Here is an 18,053-nt window from a genome sequence, read left to right as displayed (position 1 = left end):
CGCCGCCCGGTGGGACGGTCCCGACGGCGCGGCCTGGGCCGCCTGGGGTCAGGCGAGGGGCCCCGCCGCACCGCGACTCAACGCGCGTTTGCGCTCGCCTCAGAGCGGGTGGCGCCGACCCGGGCCGCCAGCGCCGCTGCCATGAAGTCGTCCAGGTCGCCGTCGAGGACCGAGGCCGGGTTGCCCTTCTCCAGGTTGGTCCGCAGGTCCTTCACCAGCTGATAGGGCTGCAGCACGTAATTCCGGATCTGGTGGCCCCAGCCGATATCGGTCTTGCCGGCCTCGACGCCCGCCGCGACCGCCTCGCGCTTCGAGAGCTCAAGCTCGTAGAGGCGGGCCTTCAGCATCTCCATGGCGATGGCGCGGTTGCGGTGCTGGCTGCGATCCTGGGTGGAGGCCACCACGATGCCGGTCGGCAGATGGGTGAAGCGCACGCCGGATTCCGTCTTGTTCACGTGCTGGCCGCCGGCGCCGGAGGCGCGGAAGGTGTCGGTCTTCAGGTCGGCCGGGTTGATCTCGATCTCGATCCTGTCGTCGACCACCGGATAGACATAGACGCTGGCGAAGCTGGTCTGGCGCTTGTCGTTGCCGCCGAAGGGGCTGATGCGCACCAGGCGGTGCACGCCGCTCTCGGTCTTCAGCCAGCCATAGGCGTTCGGGCCGCTCACCTGGATGGTGGCCGACTTCACGCCCGCCTCCTCGCCGTCGCTCCGCTCGGTCAGCGAGACCTTGTAGCCATGCTGCTCGGCCCAGCGCTGGTACATGCGTAGCAGCATCTCGGCCCAGTCCTGCGCCTCGGTGCCGCCAGCTCCGGCATTCACTTCCAGATAGGCGTCGTTGGCATCGGCCTCGCCCGAGAGCAGGCTCTCGATCTCGCGCCGCTTGGCCTCGGCAGCCAGGGCCTTGAGGTCGGCGACGGCGGCATCGGCGGTCGCGCTGTCCGCCTCCGCCTCCGCCAGCTCGATCAGCTCCAGCGCATCGCGCACCGCCTGTTCAAGCTTGCGCACGCCTTCCACCTGGTCGGCGATGCGGCCGCGCTCGCGCATCAGCGCCTGTGCCGCGGCGGCGTCGTTCCAGAGGCTGGGGTCCTCGGCCCGGGCGTTCAGCTCGTCGAGGCGGCGAAGGGCGGCATCCCAGTCAAAGATGCCTCCTCAGCAGGGACACCGAGGCGGTGATCTGCTCGTTCAGGGATTCGGCGTCAGCACGCATGCCGGGCGGATAGTCCAGGCCAGGGCGGGTGTCCAGCGGGTGTCCGGCGGCAGAACCGGTCCGGCGTTAAGACATGTGACATTTCTTCACCCGACTTCATTCGACCTGCGTGCCGGCCGGAGCCTAGCGTTTGGCTATCGTTCCGGAGCGACCGGCTTCGCCAGGAGACTGCCTTGGCCGCATCGGCACCCAGCCTCGACGCTGCCCATCGCATCCTCGCGCGTGCCGCCTACGGCGCCCGTCCGGGCGAGGCGGAGGCGCTGGCCCGCGGCGGCCTTGGCCCCTGGCTCGACCGCCAGCTCGCCCTGCCGGCGGAGGAGCCCGCCCTTGCGGCGCAGCTCGCCGCCATCCGCCTGCCGATCCGCTACGCCGCTGCGGAAGGGCGCTGGCCGGCGCTGGAGGAGGAGCGGCCGCTGACCCGGCTGGCGATGAGCCAGAGCGAGAATTACCGCTTCTCCCCGCGCCAGGACCGGCCGGTGCCGCCGCCCGAGGTGGATCGCGGCCGCGTCGAGCTGATGACCGCCACCCTGCTCCGCAAGGTGGCGGCCGAGGCGCAGCTGCGTGAGCGGCTGGTGGAGTTCTGGCACGACCATTTCTCGGTCGGCAGCGTCGCCGGCGGCCAGGTCAGCGTCTCGCTCATCGACTACGACCGGCGCATCCGCGGCCAGGCGCTCGGGAATTTCCGCGCCCTGCTGGAGGCGACCGCGACGGCGCCGGCAATGCTCTACTACCTCAACAACCAGAGCTCGCGCGCCGGCGCGCCGAACGAGAACTACGCCCGGGAGCTGCTGGAGCTGCACACGCTGGGCCGGCCCGCCTATTTCGGCGCGGCGCGCAGCAACCGCGACGTGCCGCGCAACGCCGCAGGGCATCCAGCGGGCTATGTCGATGCCGATGTCTGGGAGGCGGCGCGCGCCTTCACCGGCTGGAGTGTGGCGGCGGGGCAGCCGGTCGGCCCCGGGTGGCGGCTGCCGGATACCGGCGAGTTCCTCTTCGTCGAAGCCTGGCACGACCCCTACCAGAAGCAGGTCCTCGGCCGGCAGCTCGACCCCTTCGCCGGCCCCATGGCGCATGGCCGCGCGGTGCTCGACCTGCTGGCCGGGCATCCGGCGACGGCGCGCTTCGTCTGCGCCAAGCTGGCGCGCTGGCTGGTCGGCGCCACGCCGCAGGGCAGCGTGCCGGAGCCGGTCCTGGCGCGGGCGGTGGCCGCCTTCCGCCAGCACGCCGCCGCGCCGGACCAGATCGCCCGCGTGGTGCGCGCCGTGCTCGCCGGGCCGGAGATCGGCGATCCGGCGCTCGGGCGCATGCGCCGGCCGCTCGATGCCGTCGCCGCGGCGATGCGGGCCTATGGGCTGCCCTTCGCCGGCCCGGCGGTCTTCGGCCAGATGGCGGCGGCCGGGCAGCTCCTTTTCGGCTGGCCCTCGCCGGACGGCCAGCCGCTGGACGCCACGCAATACGATGGCGCCGGGGCGCTCAGGGCCCGCTGGACGATGCTGCTCTCCCTGGCCCGCACCGGGCTGGGCCATGACGATGCGCTGCTCGCCCAGATCCTGGCCAGGCAGCCGGCAGGGGCAGTGGCCGCGTATCTGGCACAGCTCGCCCTCGGGCCAGGCGGAGGGCCGGTGGCGGAGACGGTGGCGGCGGTCTGGACCGGCGCCGGCCGCAACCCGCGCCCCGGCCCGGGCGAGGTGGCGGAACTGGCCGGCTGGGTGCTGACCGCGCCGGCTTTCCAATGGGCCTAAGACCCCCCCACGAGACCGCTGCGCGGCTTTGCGGGGCACCCGTGGAGCCCCCCTGCCCAAGCCGCGTCACAGCCTGCCGCGGCAAAGCCGCGACAGGACAACGGACAGCGACGGTTCTGACAGGCGCTTCAAGCGGAGGGATGCGCGGACCATGACGATGCTGCTCGGCCGCCGCGGCCTGCTGCGGGCCGGCCTCGCCACCGCCGCCGCGCCGGGACTGCGCGGCATGGCCTTCGCCCAGCCGGCGGCGGCGACGGAGGTGCCGCTGCTGATCTTCGTCTTCCTGCGCGGCGGGATGGACGGGCTGCACTTCCTCTCGCCCGCCGACGATGCCGATTTCGTCGCGCTGCGCGTCCCGACGCTGCGCAACGCCGCCGAGGGTGAGCGGGCGGGCGAGCGGCTCGACGCCTCGCCGGCGACGGATTTCCGGCTGCATCCCGAGGCGGCAGGCCTCGCCGCGATCTGGCGCCAGGGCCGGATGGCCATCTGGCCGGCGGCCGGCGTGCCGCAGCCGACGCGCAGCCATTTCGAGGCGCAGGCGATGATGGGCCTGGGGCAGGGGCATACGGGGGAGGCGGCGGGTCGCGCCGGCTGGCTGGCCGCCTGGGCGGAACGGGCGAGCGGCCCGGCGCCGATGGCGGCGCTGGCGGGGCAGGAACGCCTGCCCGCGGAACTCGCCGGCGGGCATCGCGGCCTGGCGGTGCCGGGCCTGGCGCGCGGCCTCGACCTGCCGGGCGGCGCCTTCGGCGCGGCGATGCTCGAGGCGCTGCATGCGCGGCCCGGCGGGCCGATGGCGCTGGCCGGTCGTGACGCGCTGGTCCGGCTGCGAAGCCTGGACCGGGCGCTGCCGCGCGATCCTGGAGGCCAGCCATTGCCCTATGTGCCGGCGAATGGCGCCGATTACGGCCCGGCCGCCGAGTTCGGGCGCGGCCTCGCCACCATCGCCCAGGTGGCGCGGCTGCAGCCCGGCCTCGCCGCGGCGGCCCTCGATCTCGGCGGCTGGGACACGCATGACGGCCAGGCCGGCCGCTTCGAGGCCAGGGTGCGGCTGCTGAGCCGCGGCCTCGCCGCGCTCGATGCCGATCTGCGGGACCTGCCGCGCCGCTGGACGGTGCTGGTGACCAGCGAGTTCGGGCGGCGGCTGCGCGCCAACCGCAGCGGCGGCACCGATCATGGCCGGGCCGGGACGGTCTTCGCCTTCGGCGGCGGCGGGCGGCGCGGCTTCGGCCTCGGGCGGCATTTCGGACCCTGGCCGGGGCTCTCGACCGATGCGCTCGAGGATGGCGTCGATCTCCGCGTCGCCACCGACTACCGCGACGCCTTCCGCCAGGTGATGGCCGAGCTCGCACCGGGCGCGGCGGCGCCCTTCGGCCGGGGCTGACGCGCCGGCAGGGTCAGGCCCGGTCGGCCTCGCGGATCCGGCCGAGCTCGAGCACCCCCCGGGCGCCCCAGCCGCGGATATCGGCGGGCACCTCCGGCCGGAAGTGCTCGTAGAGGCGGAAGCCGATGCGGTTGAGTTCCTCCGGCGCGTGGCGGGCAGCGAGGGCCTCCATCGCCTGCCGCACCGCCGGCAGGTGCCGGCCGAAGGCTCGCTCGACATAAGCCCGGACCGGCGCCGCGGGGGCCGGCCGCCCATCGCCCGCGGCCAGGACCACGCCGTCCTCGTCATGGGCGAGGCGGATCGCCCGGCCGAGCAACTGCACGCTTTCCTCGGCCGGCGCCGGCTGCGCCTCCCGCGATGCCTCGGCGATGCCGAGCCGGCGGGCCTTGGCATGGGCGGCGGTGCCGGCGACCGCGCTGGCGAGGCTGAGGGCGGTCTCCGGCGGATGGCCGAGCCGCTCGGCCACCACCGCAGCCCAGAGGGTGAGGACGGGGGCGCGGTTGATCTTGATGCTGGAAGCGTTGGTCATGGCCTGTGCGAGAGCCCGGCTGTGTCGATGACGTGGCGCGACAACGCCGCCGGCACCAGGGGGCTGCAAGCGGGCGCAGGGCCCGGCGGGGCCATCGGTCCAGGCATCGTCGGAGGATCGCCGGGCTCCCTGGCCGTAAACCCGGCCGGGCGCTGCGGCTTGACAGGGTGCCTCTGGCAGGTCGCGACGCAACGCGTCAGGGCACAGGAGAAGCGAGCCCGTCCATCGGTTGGCTTCTCCGCAACCCGCGGGCCGGTCGATCAGTGCTGCCCGCTCTTCCGGCCGGCCTCGGCGGCCTTCTCGCGGCCACTCGCGAAGTTGCCGGGATTTCCGTCGCCGCTATCGGCCAGGTTCGAGCGCCTTTGCAGTGCAGAACAATGCAGTGGCCGTCCATGGGAGGCCGGTTGGGTTCGGCGCCTCGCGCGGCCCCGTCAGCGGATGCGGCGGCGCAGCTCCACGATGCGCGCCGCCAAGGTGTCCAGGTCGAAGGGCTTGGTGACCACCATGGCATCGTCGGGCAGCGCGACATGCGCGTAGCCCGTGGCGAACACCACCGGCAGGCCCGGCCAGCGCCGCTCCAGCTCCTCCGCCACGGCGCGGCCATCCATGCCGTTCGGCAGGCCCACATCGGTGACGAGGATATCCGGGCGAAGCCCTTCCTCGAGGAGCCGGACCGCCTCCGGCCCGTTCCCGGCCTCGACGACGCGGTAGCCGAGATCGCGTAGCCGCTCCGCCGCCGGCGTGCGGACCGCGGTCTCGTCGTCCACCATCAGCACCGTCTCGCCGTGGCCGGCGCGGTCCGCCACGTCGCCCGTCGCCTCCGACCCGGCGGAGGCCGCCTCGGGCTCCCGGCGGGGCAGCAGGATCTGCACCGTCGTGCCGCGGCCGGGCGCGCTGTCGAGGCGCAGCAGGCCGCCGGACTGCCGCACGAAGCCGTAGACCTGGCTGAGACCGAGACCGGTGCCCTCGCCCTGCGGCTTGGTGGTGAAGAACGGCTCCAGCACATGCGCCAGGATCTCCGGCATCATGCCGGTGCCGGTATCGGTGACGCGGATGGAGACGAACTCGCCGGGCGCCGCGCCCTCGTGCGGCGCGATCTCCGCGACCGACAGCCGCAGGCTGTCGGTCGCGATGGTGAGCCTGCCGCCGCCGCGCATGGCGTCGCGCGCGTTGATGCAGAGGTTCAGCACCGCGCTTTCCAGCTCGCTCGGATCGCAGAGCACATGGCCGGCGCCGTCGCGCAACCGAAGCTCCACCGCCACCGCCGGCCCCACGGAGCGGCGCAGCAGCTCCTCCATGCCCCGGACGAGCGCATTAGGGTCGAGCGGACGCGGCTGGAGCTGCTGGCGCCGGGCGAAGGCCAGCAACCGGCGCGTCAGGCCCGCCGCGCGGACCGCCGCATCCCGCGCCGCATCGGTGTAGCGGGCCACATCCGCGCTGCGTCCCGCGTCCAGCCGCCGTCGCGCCATGTCGAGGCCGCCGACGACGCCCTGCAGCATGTTGTTGAAGTCATGCGCGATGCCGCCCGTGAGCTGGCCGATCGCCTCCATCTTCTGGGCCTGGTGCAGCGCCGCCTCGGCGGCCAGCAGCTCGGCGGTGCGCTGCCGCACCCGCTCGTCGAGCTCCTCCGCGCTCCGTGCCAGGGTCTCCCGCGCCCGGACCTGCTCGTCGATATTGGCGCAGGCGCCGATCCATTCGACGAGCGCCCCCCCGGCATCCCGCAACGGCACGCCACGCGTCTGGAACCAGGCATGGCGGCCCGTGCCCGCATGGCGGACCCGGAAGTCGGCCTGGTAGACCCCAAGGCGCTCCGCTGCGTCCCAGGCTTCCCCCGCCGTCGCGCGGTCCGCCGGATGCAACGCGGCCAGCCAGCCATCGCCCGCGCTGCCCGCCTCCGTCTGGCCGGTATAGGCCTTCCATTGCGGGCTCGCCCAGGTCCAACGGCCATTCGGCGCCGCGCGCCAGACCAGCTGCGGCAGGCCCTCGGCCAGGGTGCGGAAGCGCTCCTTCTCCGCCTCCCGCGCCGCCGCCGCCTCGTGCAGGTCGCTCACGTCCTGGACGATGCCGGCGGCGCGGACAACCGCCCCGTTCGCATCACGGATCGGGAAGCCGGTGTCGCGCAGATGCACGACGCGGCCGTCGGAGGGGCGGACCACGCGGTAATGCGCGACGGCCACCTCGCCGGCCAGCGCCTGCGGCAGGTAGCGGGACAGCTCTCCCCGGTCCTCGGGATGCACCAGCTCCATGAAGCGGCCAAGATCCGCCAGGATGCGGGCGCGCGGCTCGCCGAAGATCCGCTCGAAGGCCGGCGAGAGGTATTCCAGGCGGCTGCCGTCGCCATTGGTGATCCAGAGGACATCGGCCGAGTTCTCCGCGAAGCCGCGGAACCTCTCCTCGCTCGCCCGCAGCGCCGCCTCGACCTGGATGCGGTCCTCGGCCTCCTGATGCCGGGCGATGATGACCGCCGCCGCCCGCGCCAGGACGGCGGCGAGATCGAGATCGCGCGGCGTCGGCGTGCGTTCGGTGGGGAAGTGGGCGGCGAAGGTCCCCACGACCCGCCCTTCCAGGGTCTCGATCGGGAAGGACCAGCAGCCGCGATAGCCGTGCTTCTCCGCCATCCAGAGCCAGGACCGCCACCGCGGCTCGCGGGTCACGTCGGGCGTGATGACCGGCTGGCCGGTATGGGCGGCCAGGCCGCAGGCGAGCGAGTCGGCGCCGATCCGGCAGCCCTCCCCGCATTCCGCATAGGCGTCCGGCCTGCCGGCCACCTGGCGCAGCACCGCCGCCTCGCGGTCGGCGACGTAGAAGGCGCAGCCCGCGCCGCCGCCCAGCTGCGCCGCGGCGGTGCGGATGAGGGCCGCCAGCGCGACGGCCAGCGGCGCCCCGCTGGCGGCGGCCTGGAAGGCCTCCTTCTCGCCGGCGAGCCAGGCCTCGCTCTCGCGCAGCCGCGTCCCCGCCCGGACGCGCTCGATGGCGGCCCAGGCCCGCTCGCCGACCTCGCAGAGGAGCTCGACCTCATCCCGGGTCCAGGCGCGCGGGCGGGCGGCGGTCACGCAGAGGGCGCCGATCAGCCTTCCGTCCTTGATCAGCGGCGTCCCCATGCAGGCGATGATCCCGAGCGCGGCGCAGGCGGGGCGGTCCGCGGGCGGCACGAGGTCGGAGGCGGCCTGCGTGTCGGCAACGACATGGCACTCGCCACGGCGGAGGATGGCGACCGACCAGGCGAAGTCCGCGATCCGGTGCTGCCCCGCGAACGAGGGCGCGTCGCCGCGCACGAAGTCGCGCGTGACCTGCGCGGTGCCGGCGGCCTCGTCCAGCTCGACGTAATAGGCCCGGTCCACGGCCAGCCGCTCGGCCAAGAGCCGGCAGGCCTCGCCCTCGATCTCGGCCGGGTCGGCGAGGGGCCGCAGCGCATCGGCGACCGTCAGGAGGAAGGCCTGCCGCGCCTCGCCCTCGCGCAGCGCCCCTTCGGCCAGGCGCAGCCCGGTGGTGTCGGTGAAGAGGATGGCGACCCGGTGCTGCCCGGGCTGGCCAATGCGGAACGCGCAGACATCGTACCAGCGATTGCCGAGGGCGGCGGCATTGTTGACGAAGCGCGCCGCCTCGCCGGTCAGCGCGACGCGGCCACAGGTCTCGAACCAGTGCTCCTCGAGCGTCGACGCCAGTTCCCGCGCCCGCCGCCCGACGGCGCCCCGCAGGCCCGTCTGTCGCTCGAAGGCGGCGTTGACCTCGAGGAAGCGGTAATCCTCGGCGCGCCCGGTGGAGTCGAACAACACCTCGACGATGCAGGAGCCGTCATCCCGAGCATCGAACAGGGCACGGTAATCCGTCCCGCTCTCCCGCATGGCAAGCGCTGCCGCCCGGTCGTCGGCCAGGATGCGGTCGAGTTCCGTGGTGACCGCCGCAAGCCTGGCCTGGGCAGCGGCCACCTCCGCCCGGGCCGCGGCCAGCTCGCCCTCATGCCGGAGGCGCTCCGCCGTCAGGGCGTCCCGGCCGCAGGCCTCCCGCCGCTCGGCTTCGCGGAGCGCCTCGCCCAAGCGCGCCGCCTCGGCCCTGAGCGCGACGAGCTCGCGCCGGGTTGTCTCGTTGCCGTTGACGGGAAACGGGGCTTCGGTCACGGGACGGCGTCACCGGCCGATTCTCCGCGTCGGGGCCGCCGCAGGCTGGGGAACGGCCCCGAGGTGATGCCGCCGGCAGGGGCTGACACCTCCGGCGCGAGGGGCAGGTTGCGGGGCGGACGGGCGGGCACGGCGATCCTTCCGGGAGCACGCCGTCTACAGCGCCCGGATGTCCCAATTCGTCCGTCGTTGCCCGAACGGCTCTCGCTACGGTGATCGTGGGGCTGGCTGGGCCGGATACCGGCCAGCGCGAAGAAGGAGCCGCCTCTCAGAGGCGGAGAGCCGGGATCGGCGTACGGCCCGACAATGCGGCCCGAAACGATCTTCCGAGGCGAGGTGTCGGAGAGGCTGGTGCCGGGTGAGGGGATCGAACCCCCGACCTTCGGTTTACAAAACCGCTGCACTACCGCTGTGCTAACCCGGCCTGCCCGCCTCATACCCCGGGGCGACGGCAGGGTCCATCACGCCGGCCCGTCGGCTCCAGGACGGCCGATCAGGCCTGGCCTATCGGGCCGAAAGCATCGCGGTTGGTGGCGCGGATCACCGCGGCGAAAAGGCGAAGCGAATCCGGGCCGCCGCGATCGGCGAGCATCCCGTCATCCATCTCGGTCGCCAGCACCTCGGCGTGGTCGGCCAGCGTCTCGGCGGCGCGGCGTAGGGCTTCCCGCGCCAGGGCGAGCTGCTGGTCATCGGTCAGGGCAATCCAGTCGGCGTGCGGCATGGGGTTTCCATTCCGGCGCGCCATCCTGGCGGGCAAAATCTGCTGCGGCCGCCCCGGATGGGCAGCGCGGCCATCCTGCCCGGCCGGGGTTAACAACCGGCTTCGATCAGACGAAGCGGAGCCGTGCCGTCCCCAGCAGGTCGAACTCGGCGATCACCTCGCAGGGGCCCTCCAGCCAGATCGGCGGCGTGACCGAGCCGAGCCAGACCACATGCCCGGCCTTCAGCCCGCCGAAGACCTTGGCCGCGCCGGAGCCCGCCAGCCAGGCCAGCGCCTCCAGCGGATGCCCGAGCAGGTCGCGGCCATGGCCCGAGCCCACGACCTTGCCGCCGACATGGAAGGTGCCCTTCGCCGCGCCGAGATCGAGATCGCGCCAATTGGCCACCGGCCGGCCGAGCACGCCCGAGGCATGGAAGACCTGGTCGGCGATGAGCGTCGGCGTGCCGAGCGCCGCCAGATCGCCATAGCGCTTCTCGACGATCTCGATCGCCGGGAAGATCTCGGCCACGGCCGCCGCCGCCTGCTCGCGCGTCGTCAGGCCGAAGGGCAGGTCGCGCCCGAGCCGCACGCCGAACTCGCATTCGACGCCGGGGTTGAGGAAATCGGCGAAGCGGAACTCGGCGCCGTCCGGGTTGAGGCTGCTGCGCGGCACGAAGCCGGCGGCCGGGCCGGAGAGGCCGAGATAGTCCTGCATCTGCTTCGTCGTCGCGCCGATCTTGAAGCCGGCCGGCGGCACCGCGCCCTGGCCCTCGGCGACCGCCCGCTGCACGGCATAGCCCGCCTCCGGCGTCCCGGGCGCCGCGGCGCCGAGCGGCGCGAGCACCCGGCGCGCCTTGCGGGCGGCGAGGATCGTCTCTGCGGCTGCGCTCATGGTCGTTTCCTCCCTTCTGTCGGCCTTCTCATGCGCGGGCGTGGCAATCGAGGCAAGCTGGCCCTCAGCCGCGGGCGAGCTCGTAGAGCGCGACCGCCGCGGCGGCCGAGACGTTCAGGCTCTCCATCTCCGGCGCGATGGGCAGGCGGCAGAGCTCGTCGCAATGCTCGCGCGTCAGCCGCCGCATGCCCTCGCCCTCGGCGCCGAGCACCAGCGCCACCCGACGGCCGCCGAGCCCGGCCTGGGCCAGGGTCACCGGCGCCTCGCCGGCGAGGCCGACCACCCAGAGCCCGGCCTTCTTCAGGGCGTCGATCGCCCGCGCCAGATTCACCTCGCGCACCACCGGCACGAGCTCCAGCGCGCCGGAGGCGGCGCGGGCCAGCGCGCCGGTCTCGGGCGGCGCGTGCCGGTCCTGCAGCACCAGCGCCGCGGCGCCGAAGGCGGCAGCGGAGCGGAGGATGGCGCCGACATTGCGCGGATCGGTCACCTGGTCGAGGACGAGGACCGGGCCGTGCCCGTGCTCCAGCGCCCGGTCGAGCGGCATGGCGGGCAGCGGCTCGGCCAGCAGGGCCACGCCCTGGTGCACCGCATCCTCCGCCAGCAGGCCGGCGAGCTGGCCGCGCTCGACGCGCTCGGCGGCGATCCGCCAGGGGCCGGGCAGGCGGGCGGCCAGCGCCGTCTCGGCCTCCGCGGTCAGCAGCAGGCGCCGCAGCCGCCGCGCCGGATTGCCGAGCGCGGCGGCGACGGCGTGCAGCCCGTGCAGCCAGACCCCCCCGCCGCTCGGCAGGCCGGCCACGCGCGGGCCAGCCCGGTCGGGGCCGCCATGCGGCGAATGCCGGGGCGCGCGCGGCGGGGCGTGCGGCGCCGGCCCCTTCGGGCCCCCGCGGGAGGGGTTCGACGGGCCGCCATGCGGCGTGTTGGAAAAGCCGCCACGCGGTGCCTTGGAAGGGCCGCTACGCGGCGGGTTGGAAGTGCCGCTACGCGGTATGTTGGGTGAGCCGCTACGCGGCGGGCCTCGGCGCATGCCGCGATCCTGCCCAGGTCGGCGCTGCTGTCCAGCCATGACGAAGCTCGCCCGGAGGTGAATCGGTCGCCGGGCCACGTTGACAGGCCATGATGAAACCGGATAACCCGCGCCACCCGCTGGCAGGGATACAGGCAGGACTGCGGAGGGGTGCCCGAGTGGCTAAAGGGGACGGACTGTAAATCCGTTGGCTAGCGCCTACGTTGGTTCGAATCCAACCCCCTCCATATCCCTGCGGCGCCGGGTTCGCCGGCGCTCCCTGGACCAGCGGCGCGTTGGGCGCGGGTGTAGCTCAATGGTAGAGCCCCAGCCTTCCAAGCTGGTTGTGCGGGTTCGATTCCCGTCACCCGCTCCACCGCACGGGCAAGGGGCCGGAGCGGTATCGCCGCAGATCAGGACCGGTCCCGCGCGGATGGGTCCCAGGGGCGGCCCGTTCCGACATTGAAGGACTGGGGGCGAGCTTCGCGGCGGATGCGGCGGGCCTCGCCCTCATGGGCTGGACGATGCCCTGGCGCCGATGGTCGGCCGCATGGGCCAGATGGGGTAGCGGAGCCGGACGATGGCGAAGGCGAAGTTTGAGCGGACGAAGCCGCACTGCAACATCGGGACGATTGGTCACGTGGACCATGGGAAGACGTCGCTGACGGCGGCGATCACCAAGGTTCTGGCGAAGACGGGCGGTGCGACGTTCACGGCCTACGACCAGATTGACAAGGCGCCGGAGGAGAAGGCGCGGGGGATCACGATCTCGACGGCGCATGTCGAGTACGAGACGCAGAACCGTCACTACGCGCATGTGGACTGCCCTGGCCACGCTGACTACGTGAAGAACATGATCACGGGCGCGGCGCAGATGGACGGCGCGATCCTGGTGGTGTCGGCGGCGGACGGCCCGATGCCGCAGACGCGCGAGCACATCCTGCTGGCGCGGCAGGTTGGCGTTCCGGCGCTGGTGGTGTTCCTGAACAAGATGGACATGGCCGATCCGGACCTGGTCGAGCTGGTGGAGATGGAGGTGCGCGAGCTGCTGTCCTCCTACCAGTTCCCGGGCGACGACATCCCGATCATCAAGGGCTCGGCGCTGGCGGCGCTCGAGGACAAGACGCCTGAGATCGGCGAGCAGGCGGTGCTGGAGCTGATGCGGGCGGTGGACAGCTACATCCCGCAGCCGGAGCGGCCGAAGGACCTGCCCTTCCTGATGCCGATCGAGGACGTGTTCTCGATCTCGGGCCGCGGCACGGTGGTGACGGGCCGGGTCGAGCGGGGCATCGTGAAGGTCGGTGAGGAAGTCGAGATCGTCGGCCTGAAGGACACGGTCAAGACGACGGTGACCGGCGTTGAGATGTTCCGCAAGCTGCTGGACAGCGGCGAGGCGGGGGACAACATCGGGGCGCTGCTGCGCGGCACGAAGCGCGAGGACGTGGAGCGTGGCCAGGTCCTGGCCAAGCCCGGCTCGATCACGCCGCACACGCAGTTCAAGGCCGAGGCCTACATCCTGACCAAGGAGGAGGGGGGGCGGCACACGCCGTTCTTCACCAACTACCGGCCGCAGTTCTACTTCCGCACCACCGACGTGACCGGCATCGTCAAGCTGCCGGAGGGCGTCGAGATGGTGATGCCGGGCGACAACGTGACGATGGACGTCGAGCTCATCGCCCCCATCGCCATGGACCAGGGCCTGCGCTTCGCCATCCGCGAGGGCGGCCGCACCGTCGGCGCCGGCGTCGTCGCCGGCATCACGAAGTAAGTCAGGGCAAGGCATAACCATGGGAAGGGCGGGTCGCAGGTCGGCCCGCCCTTTCTGCGTCGGGAGGGTGGCGATGCCGGCCGCGCTGGCGCCACAGCCCCTCGACAGCCTCGCGCCGCCGCCCTATAGGCGTCGCCGCGCGTCGCGGCCCTGGCCCGGCGTGAAGGGGCGTAGCTCAATTGGCTAGAGCGCCGGTCTCCAAAACCGGAGGTTGGGGGTTCGAGACCCTCCGCCCCTGCCACCCGCCCGGCCCTGCCGGGAGGCCGGGCCATGTCCTGATCTGGGCGGCGCCCCTCCCCATGCTTCGGGGTCGGGCGGCCGCCCGCGAAGCGTTTCACCCGTAGCCTGGGAAGGTTCCTCGCGTTGGCCAAGCTGGATCCCGCGCAGTATGTCCGGGACGTGCGGTCGGAGGTGGCGAAGGTCACCTGGCCGAGCCGCAAGGAAACCCTGATCACCACCGGCCTGGTGCTGGCGATGTCGGCGCTGGCGGCCGTGTTCTTCCTGGTCGTCGATCAGGTGATCGCGCTCGGCATGCGCAGCCTGTTCGGAATGGGGTGAGGGGAGCGGAACGATGGCCAAGCGCTGGTACGTGGTGCACGTCTATTCGGGCTTCGAGAAGAAGATCGCCCAGCAGATCAAGGAACAGGCGGCGCAGAAGGGTCTCGGCGAGCAGTTCGACGAGATCCTCGTCCCCTCCGAGGAGGTGACCGAGGTCCGTCGCGGCCAGAAGGTGAATTCCGAGCGGAAATTCTTCCCCGGCTACGTGCTGGTGAAGATGGAGATGTCGGACGAGGCCTGGCACCTGGTGAAGGACACGCCGAAGGTCACCGGCTTCCTCGGCAACAAGAACAAGCCGAGCCCGATCACCGAGGCCGAGGCGCAACGCATCGTCAACCAGGTGAAGGAAGGCGTGGAGAAGCCGCGCAAGCCTGCCGTGATCTTCGAGGTGGGCGAGCAGATCCGCGTCGCCGACGGGCCCTTCACCAGCTTCATGGGCACGGTCGAGGAGGTGGACGAGGAGCGTGGCCGGGTGAAGGTCAGCGTCTCCATCTTCGGCCGCTCCACCCCGGTCGAGCTGGAATACGGCCAGGTCGAGAAGGCCTGACGCCAGGGCGCGGGCCTGTCTCCGGCCCGCGCGGGTAAGTCTCGCTGGCAATGATCCGTCGCGCCGCTGCTGCGTTCGGCCGGCGTGGTGGGCCAGCAAGCCAGCATCGCCGGTCGCGCGCCTCTCTCCCGGGCGGGGCCGCCCGCCGCCTCCGCGACCGGCCGCCGAGGAGAGATATGCATGGCCCGGCCTACCGTCGCTGATCTGATCGCCGATACGCTGCAAAGGGCAGGCGTGCGCCGCATCTATGGCGTGGTCGGCGACAGCCTGAACGGGCTGACCGATTCGCTGCAGCGCAAGGGCGGCATCGACTGGGTGCATGTCCGCCACGAGGAGGCCGCCGCCTTCGCCGCCGGCGCCGAGGCGGAGCTCACCGGCGAGCTGGCGGTCTGCGCCGGCAGTTGCGGTCCGGGCAACCTGCACCTCATCAACGGCCTCTACGACTGCCACCGCAGCCGGGTGCCGGTATTGGCCATCGCCGCGCAGATCCCCAGCGATGAGCTTGGCAGCGGCTATTTCCAGGAGACGGACCCGCGCCAGCTCTTTGCCGGCTGCAGCCATTACATCGGCCCGGTCGCCACCGTCGGGCAGATCGCCCGCACGCTCGAGATCGCCATGCGGGAGGCGGTGACCAGGCGCGGCGTGGCCGTCGTGGTGATCCCGGGCGACGTGGCCCTGGCCGAGGCCACCGATTCCCCGCCCGCACGCTGGGCCGCGCCGTCGCTGCCGGAGGTCTATCCCAACCCCGCCGACCTGGCGGCGCTCGCCCGGATGTTGAACGACTGCTCGCGCGTCACCCTGCTCTGTGGCGGCGGCTGCGCCGGCGCGCATGACGAGGTGGTGGCGCTCGCCGCGGCGCTGAAGGCACCGGTGGTGCATGCGCTCCGCGGCAAGGAGCATGTCGAGTACGACAATCCCTACGATGTCGGCATGACCGGGCTGATCGGCTTCTCCTCGGGCTACCACGCCATGAAGGAGTGCGAGACGCTGCTGATGCTGGGGACGGATTTCCCCTACCGGCAATTCTACCCGACCGAGGCCCGCATCGCGCAGGTGGACCTGCGCGGCGAGGTGATCGGCCGACGCTGCCGGGTCGATGTCGGCGTGGTCGGCGACGTGAAGCTGACGCTCGGCGTGTTGCTGCCGATGCTGCGGGAGAAGCAGGACCGTCGCTTCCTCGACCGTGCGCTCAAGCATTACTACGAAGCGCGCAGGGGGCTGGACGAGCTGGCGGTCGGCCATCCCGGCCAGCGGCCGATCCATCCGCAATACCTGGCCCGGGTGCTGGACGAGGTGGCGGCGGAGGATGCCGTCTTCACCTGCGATGTCGGCACGCCGACGGTCTGGGCCGCGCGCTACCTGACCATGAACGGCCGGCGCCGGCTGCTCGGCTCCTTCTGGCATGGCTCGATGGCGAATGCGATGCCGCAGGCGATCGGCGCCCAGGCGGCGAGCCCGGGGCGGCAGGTGGTCTCGCTTTCCGGCGATGGCGGCTTCGCCATGCTGATGGGCGACCTCCTCACCCTGCGGCAGGTGGGGCTGCCGGTGAAGATCGTGGTGGTGAACAACGGCACGCTTGGCTTCGTCGAGCTGGAGATGAAGGCGGGCGGCTTCCTCGACACCGGCACCACGCTGCGCAATCCGGATTTCGCGGCGGTGGCCGAGGCCTCGGGCCTGCTCGGCATCCGGGTCGAGGATCCGGCCGATCTGCGCGAGGGGCTGCAGCGGGCGTTGCGGCATGACGGGCCGGCGCTGGTCGATGTGGTGACCAACCGCATGGAACTGGCCCTGCCGCCCAAGGCGACCCTCGAACAGGCCAAGGGCTTCGGGCTCTACCTGGCCAAGGCGATCCTGAGCGGCCGCGGCGACGAGGTGGTGGCGCTCGCCCGGACCAACCTTTTCCGCTGAGCGGCCGGCGCCGGACGATTGTCGTTCCCCGCCGCATCCGATCCGGCCTAGGCTCGGGCTTATTTCGCGTTGCCAGCGCCCGGGCGGTCCATCGATTTAAGTCGTGGTTTCAGCCGGGTTTTCCAGCCGGTACCCTGCTCCGGGGGCATGGCCAGCGCGCAACCGGGGAGGAGCCCGCGCCATGACCTTCGCCTATACCGTCTCGGTGGTCGATGCGGCGGGTGCTGCGGACGATGCCGCGTTGCAGGCCCTCGTCGCGGCTGCGGCGGCGCAGTGGTCGCAGTATATCTACGGCGCCGGCAGCATCGATATCCAGGTGACGGTCGCGGCGCCGGAATTGCCGAATGTCGTTGGCATGGCGCTGGCGACCGGCGGGCCGGGCCTCTATACGCTGGTGGGCCGCACGGGCGCCCTGCCGGTCTATGAGGCAAGCGCCTCCAGAGAACTGCGGACAGGCCAGGACGCGAACGGCGCAACCCCCGACATCTTCATCACCGTCAACCCGGCGGCCCTGCCTTCGTTCTCGCTCGATCCCGCGAGCCCTCCGGCCGTCAACAAATACGACGGCCTGTCCATCATCATGCACGAGATCGGCCACGGCCTCGGCATAATCAGCTTCAGGGACGACGCGGGCAGCTTCTCCCTAGGGGCCGCCACCTGGTGGGACGCGACCATGGTGGAGACGGCGCGTGGGCTCTTCTTCACCGGCGCCGCGGCCAGCGCCGTCTATGGAGCGCCGGTGCCCGTCACGACCCTGAAGAATGGCGAGCAGTACGGCCATGTCGGCAACGCCCGTACCGAGCCGGCCAGCAACGACTTGATGACGGGCCTCGGCGCCAGATATGGCTGGCGCACCCCGATCTCCGATCTCGACCTCGCCATGCTGAAGGATATCGGCCTGCCGGTGATCAGCGGGGTGAACCGGGACCCGCTGCTCGATCCCTTCTTCTACACCCAGGCCTACCCCTCGGTGGCGGCGGCGCATGTCTCCGTGGTCGATCACTATAACCAGTGGGGCTGGCGCGCGGGACTCGATCCCAGCGCCGCCTTCACCACCACCGGCTACCGCGCCGCCAATCCGGATGTCGTGACGGCCGGGCTCAACCCGCTGCTGCATTTCGAGCAATTCGGCTGGAAGGAAGGGCGCGACGCCGTCGCCTGGTTCGACACCAGCCTCTACCTGGCCCGCAATCCGGATGTCGCCGCGACCGGCGTCGATCCGCTGGTGCACTATCTCAGCTTCGGCCGGTTCGAAGGCCGCGCGATCCATGCCGCCATCGGCGCGCCGGCCTCCTTCACCCATGGCTCCTTCGATGCCGAATACTATCTCCTCGCCAATCCCGACGTGGCGCGGCTGGCCCTCGCGGCCGGCGGCGACCCGGATGCCGTCGCCTATGCGCAGTACCAGAGCAGCGGCTGGCGCGAGGGCCGCGACCCGAACGCGGTCTTCAAGGTGAAGGACTATCTGGCCGCCAATCCCGATGTGCAGGCCGCGGGTCTCGATCCCCTGCTGCACTACGACGCCTATGGCTGGCGGGAGGGCCGCGATCCGGCGCCCGGCTTCGACACCCGCGCCTATCTGGCGGCCTATGCCGATGTCGCCAATGCCGGGGTCGATCCGCTGCTGCACTACCTGCAATACGGGGCGCTGGAAGGGCGCTCGACCTTCGGGGATGGCGTCATCGCCTGAGGCCGGGC

At 72.3% G+C, this 18,053-nt stretch carries 13 protein-coding genes and 4 tRNA genes; 10 read left to right on the top strand and 7 right to left on the bottom strand.

Translation table 11 applies throughout. The features are described 5' to 3' along the window. Positions 1 to 77 precede the first annotated feature (77 nt). Positions 78 to 1,209, bottom strand: a protein-coding gene (gene prfB / locus HJG45_RS16210; RefSeq protein ID WP_171613129.1) for a peptide chain release factor 2 whose coding sequence is annotated in 2 segments (ribosomal slippage) — positions 78 to 1,139 and positions 1,141 to 1,209 — 1,131 coding nt in all. Because the reading frame shifts where the segments join, the coding sequence is not laid out codon by codon here. A gap of 173 nt (positions 1,210 to 1,382) precedes the next feature. On the opposite strand from prfB, the gene HJG45_RS16205 reads away from it, so the two are divergent. Both HJG45_RS16205 and HJG45_RS29235 read left to right on the top strand, forming a co-directional pair. Next, positions 1,383 to 2,951, top strand: coding sequence for a DUF1800 domain-containing protein (locus HJG45_RS16205; RefSeq protein WP_171613128.1), 1,569 nt, complete (start codon positions 1,383 to 1,385; stop codon positions 2,949 to 2,951). Positions 2,952 to 3,102: 151 nt separating this feature from the next. Next, positions 3,103 to 4,332, top strand: coding sequence for a DUF1501 domain-containing protein (locus HJG45_RS29235; RefSeq protein WP_171613127.1), 1,230 nt, complete (start codon positions 3,103 to 3,105; stop codon positions 4,330 to 4,332). A 13-nt stretch (positions 4,333 to 4,345) separates the two neighbouring features. On the opposite strand, the gene HJG45_RS16195 is transcribed toward HJG45_RS29235, so the two are convergent. From HJG45_RS16195 to rlmB, 6 genes are all read right to left on the bottom strand, one after another. After that, positions 4,346 to 4,861: a hypothetical protein gene (locus HJG45_RS16195; protein ID WP_171613126.1), complete on the bottom strand. Its 516-nt coding sequence runs from the start codon at positions 4,859 to 4,861 to the stop codon at positions 4,346 to 4,348. A 431-nt stretch (positions 4,862 to 5,292) separates the two neighbouring features. Then, positions 5,293 to 8,979: a PAS domain S-box protein gene (locus HJG45_RS16185; protein WP_171613125.1), complete on the bottom strand. Its 3,687-nt coding sequence runs from the start codon at positions 8,977 to 8,979 to the stop codon at positions 5,293 to 5,295. Positions 8,980 to 9,328: 349 nt separating this feature from the next. Further along, positions 9,329 to 9,403 (bottom strand) — tRNA-Thr (locus HJG45_RS16180). A gap of 69 nt (positions 9,404 to 9,472) precedes the next feature. Beyond that, positions 9,473 to 9,700, bottom strand: a complete 228-nt coding sequence (locus tag HJG45_RS16175; protein ID WP_171613124.1) for a hypothetical protein — start codon at positions 9,698 to 9,700, stop codon at positions 9,473 to 9,475. 106 nt (positions 9,701 to 9,806) lie between these two features. Further along, positions 9,807 to 10,571 (bottom strand): 2-keto-4-pentenoate hydratase, encoded by a 765-nt coding sequence (locus tag HJG45_RS16170; protein WP_171613123.1) that lies wholly within the window; start codon positions 10,569 to 10,571, stop codon positions 9,807 to 9,809. 64 nt (positions 10,572 to 10,635) lie between these two features. After that, on the bottom strand, positions 10,636 to 11,367 hold the full coding sequence (gene rlmB, locus HJG45_RS16165; protein WP_368040612.1) for a 23S rRNA (guanosine(2251)-2'-O)-methyltransferase RlmB: 732 nt from the start codon (positions 11,365 to 11,367) through the stop codon (positions 10,636 to 10,638). 372 nt (positions 11,368 to 11,739) lie between these two features. Between rlmB and HJG45_RS16160 the strand changes: the two genes are divergently transcribed. The 8 genes from HJG45_RS16160 (at position 11,740) to HJG45_RS16125 (ending at position 18,045) form a co-directional block, all read left to right on the top strand. Then, positions 11,740 to 11,822 (top strand) — tRNA-Tyr (locus HJG45_RS16160). Between the two features lie 54 nt (positions 11,823 to 11,876). Then, positions 11,877 to 11,950: transfer RNA gene (locus tag HJG45_RS16155), tRNA-Gly, on the top strand. Positions 11,951 to 12,154: 204 nt separating this feature from the next. Next, entirely contained in the window at positions 12,155 to 13,342 is a 1,188-nt protein-coding gene (tuf, locus tag HJG45_RS16150) for an elongation factor Tu (RefSeq protein ID WP_171613107.1), read from the top strand. A 164-nt stretch (positions 13,343 to 13,506) separates the two neighbouring features. Beyond that, positions 13,507 to 13,583: transfer RNA gene (locus tag HJG45_RS16145), tRNA-Trp, on the top strand. A 122-nt stretch (positions 13,584 to 13,705) separates the two neighbouring features. Then, positions 13,706 to 13,900: a preprotein translocase subunit SecE gene (gene secE, locus HJG45_RS16140; protein WP_171613121.1), complete on the top strand. Its 195-nt coding sequence runs from the start codon at positions 13,706 to 13,708 to the stop codon at positions 13,898 to 13,900. Between the two features lie 13 nt (positions 13,901 to 13,913). Further along, complete coding sequence (gene nusG / locus HJG45_RS16135) at positions 13,914 to 14,447, top strand: transcription termination/antitermination protein NusG (RefSeq protein WP_171613120.1); 534 nt, start codon at positions 13,914 to 13,916, stop codon at positions 14,445 to 14,447. A gap of 180 nt (positions 14,448 to 14,627) precedes the next feature. Continuing rightward, positions 14,628 to 16,355 (top strand): ubiquinone-dependent pyruvate dehydrogenase, encoded by a 1,728-nt coding sequence (gene poxB / locus HJG45_RS16130; RefSeq protein ID WP_171613119.1) that lies wholly within the window; start codon positions 14,628 to 14,630, stop codon positions 16,353 to 16,355. A gap of 181 nt (positions 16,356 to 16,536) precedes the next feature. Next, complete coding sequence (locus HJG45_RS16125; RefSeq protein WP_171613118.1) at positions 16,537 to 18,045, top strand: hypothetical protein; 1,509 nt, start codon at positions 16,537 to 16,539, stop codon at positions 18,043 to 18,045. Positions 18,046 to 18,053: the final 8 nt, after the last annotated feature.

Source organism: Roseicella sp. DB1501, assembly GCF_013112485.1.
GTDB lineage: Bacteria > Pseudomonadota > Alphaproteobacteria > Acetobacterales > Acetobacteraceae > Paracraurococcus.
The sequence above is the reverse complement of the archived record's forward strand: the minus strand, read 5'-3'. Positions and strand labels throughout refer to the sequence as shown.

Bases quoted from the DNA above. Each gene is read 5' to 3' on its own strand.
- HJG45_RS16195 (WP_171613126.1), bottom strand. From the start codon at position 4,861: ATGACCAACGCTTCCAGCATCAAGATCAACCGCGCCCCCGTCCTCACC.
- tuf (WP_171613107.1), top strand. From the start codon at position 12,155: ATGGCGAAGGCGAAGTTTGAGCGGACGAAGCCGCACTGCAACATCGGG.
- HJG45_RS29235 (WP_171613127.1), top strand. From the start codon at position 3,103: ATGACGATGCTGCTCGGCCGCCGCGGCCTGCTGCGGGCCGGCCTCGCC.
- nusG (WP_171613120.1), top strand. From the start codon at position 13,914: ATGGCCAAGCGCTGGTACGTGGTGCACGTCTATTCGGGCTTCGAGAAG.
- HJG45_RS16125 (WP_171613118.1), top strand. From the start codon at position 16,537: ATGACCTTCGCCTATACCGTCTCGGTGGTCGATGCGGCGGGTGCTGCG.
- HJG45_RS16170 (WP_171613123.1), bottom strand. From the start codon at position 10,571: ATGAGCGCAGCCGCAGAGACGATCCTCGCCGCCCGCAAGGCGCGCCGG.
- poxB (WP_171613119.1), top strand. From the start codon at position 14,628: ATGGCCCGGCCTACCGTCGCTGATCTGATCGCCGATACGCTGCAAAGG.
- HJG45_RS16175 (WP_171613124.1), bottom strand. From the start codon at position 9,700: ATGCCGCACGCCGACTGGATTGCCCTGACCGATGACCAGCAGCTCGCC.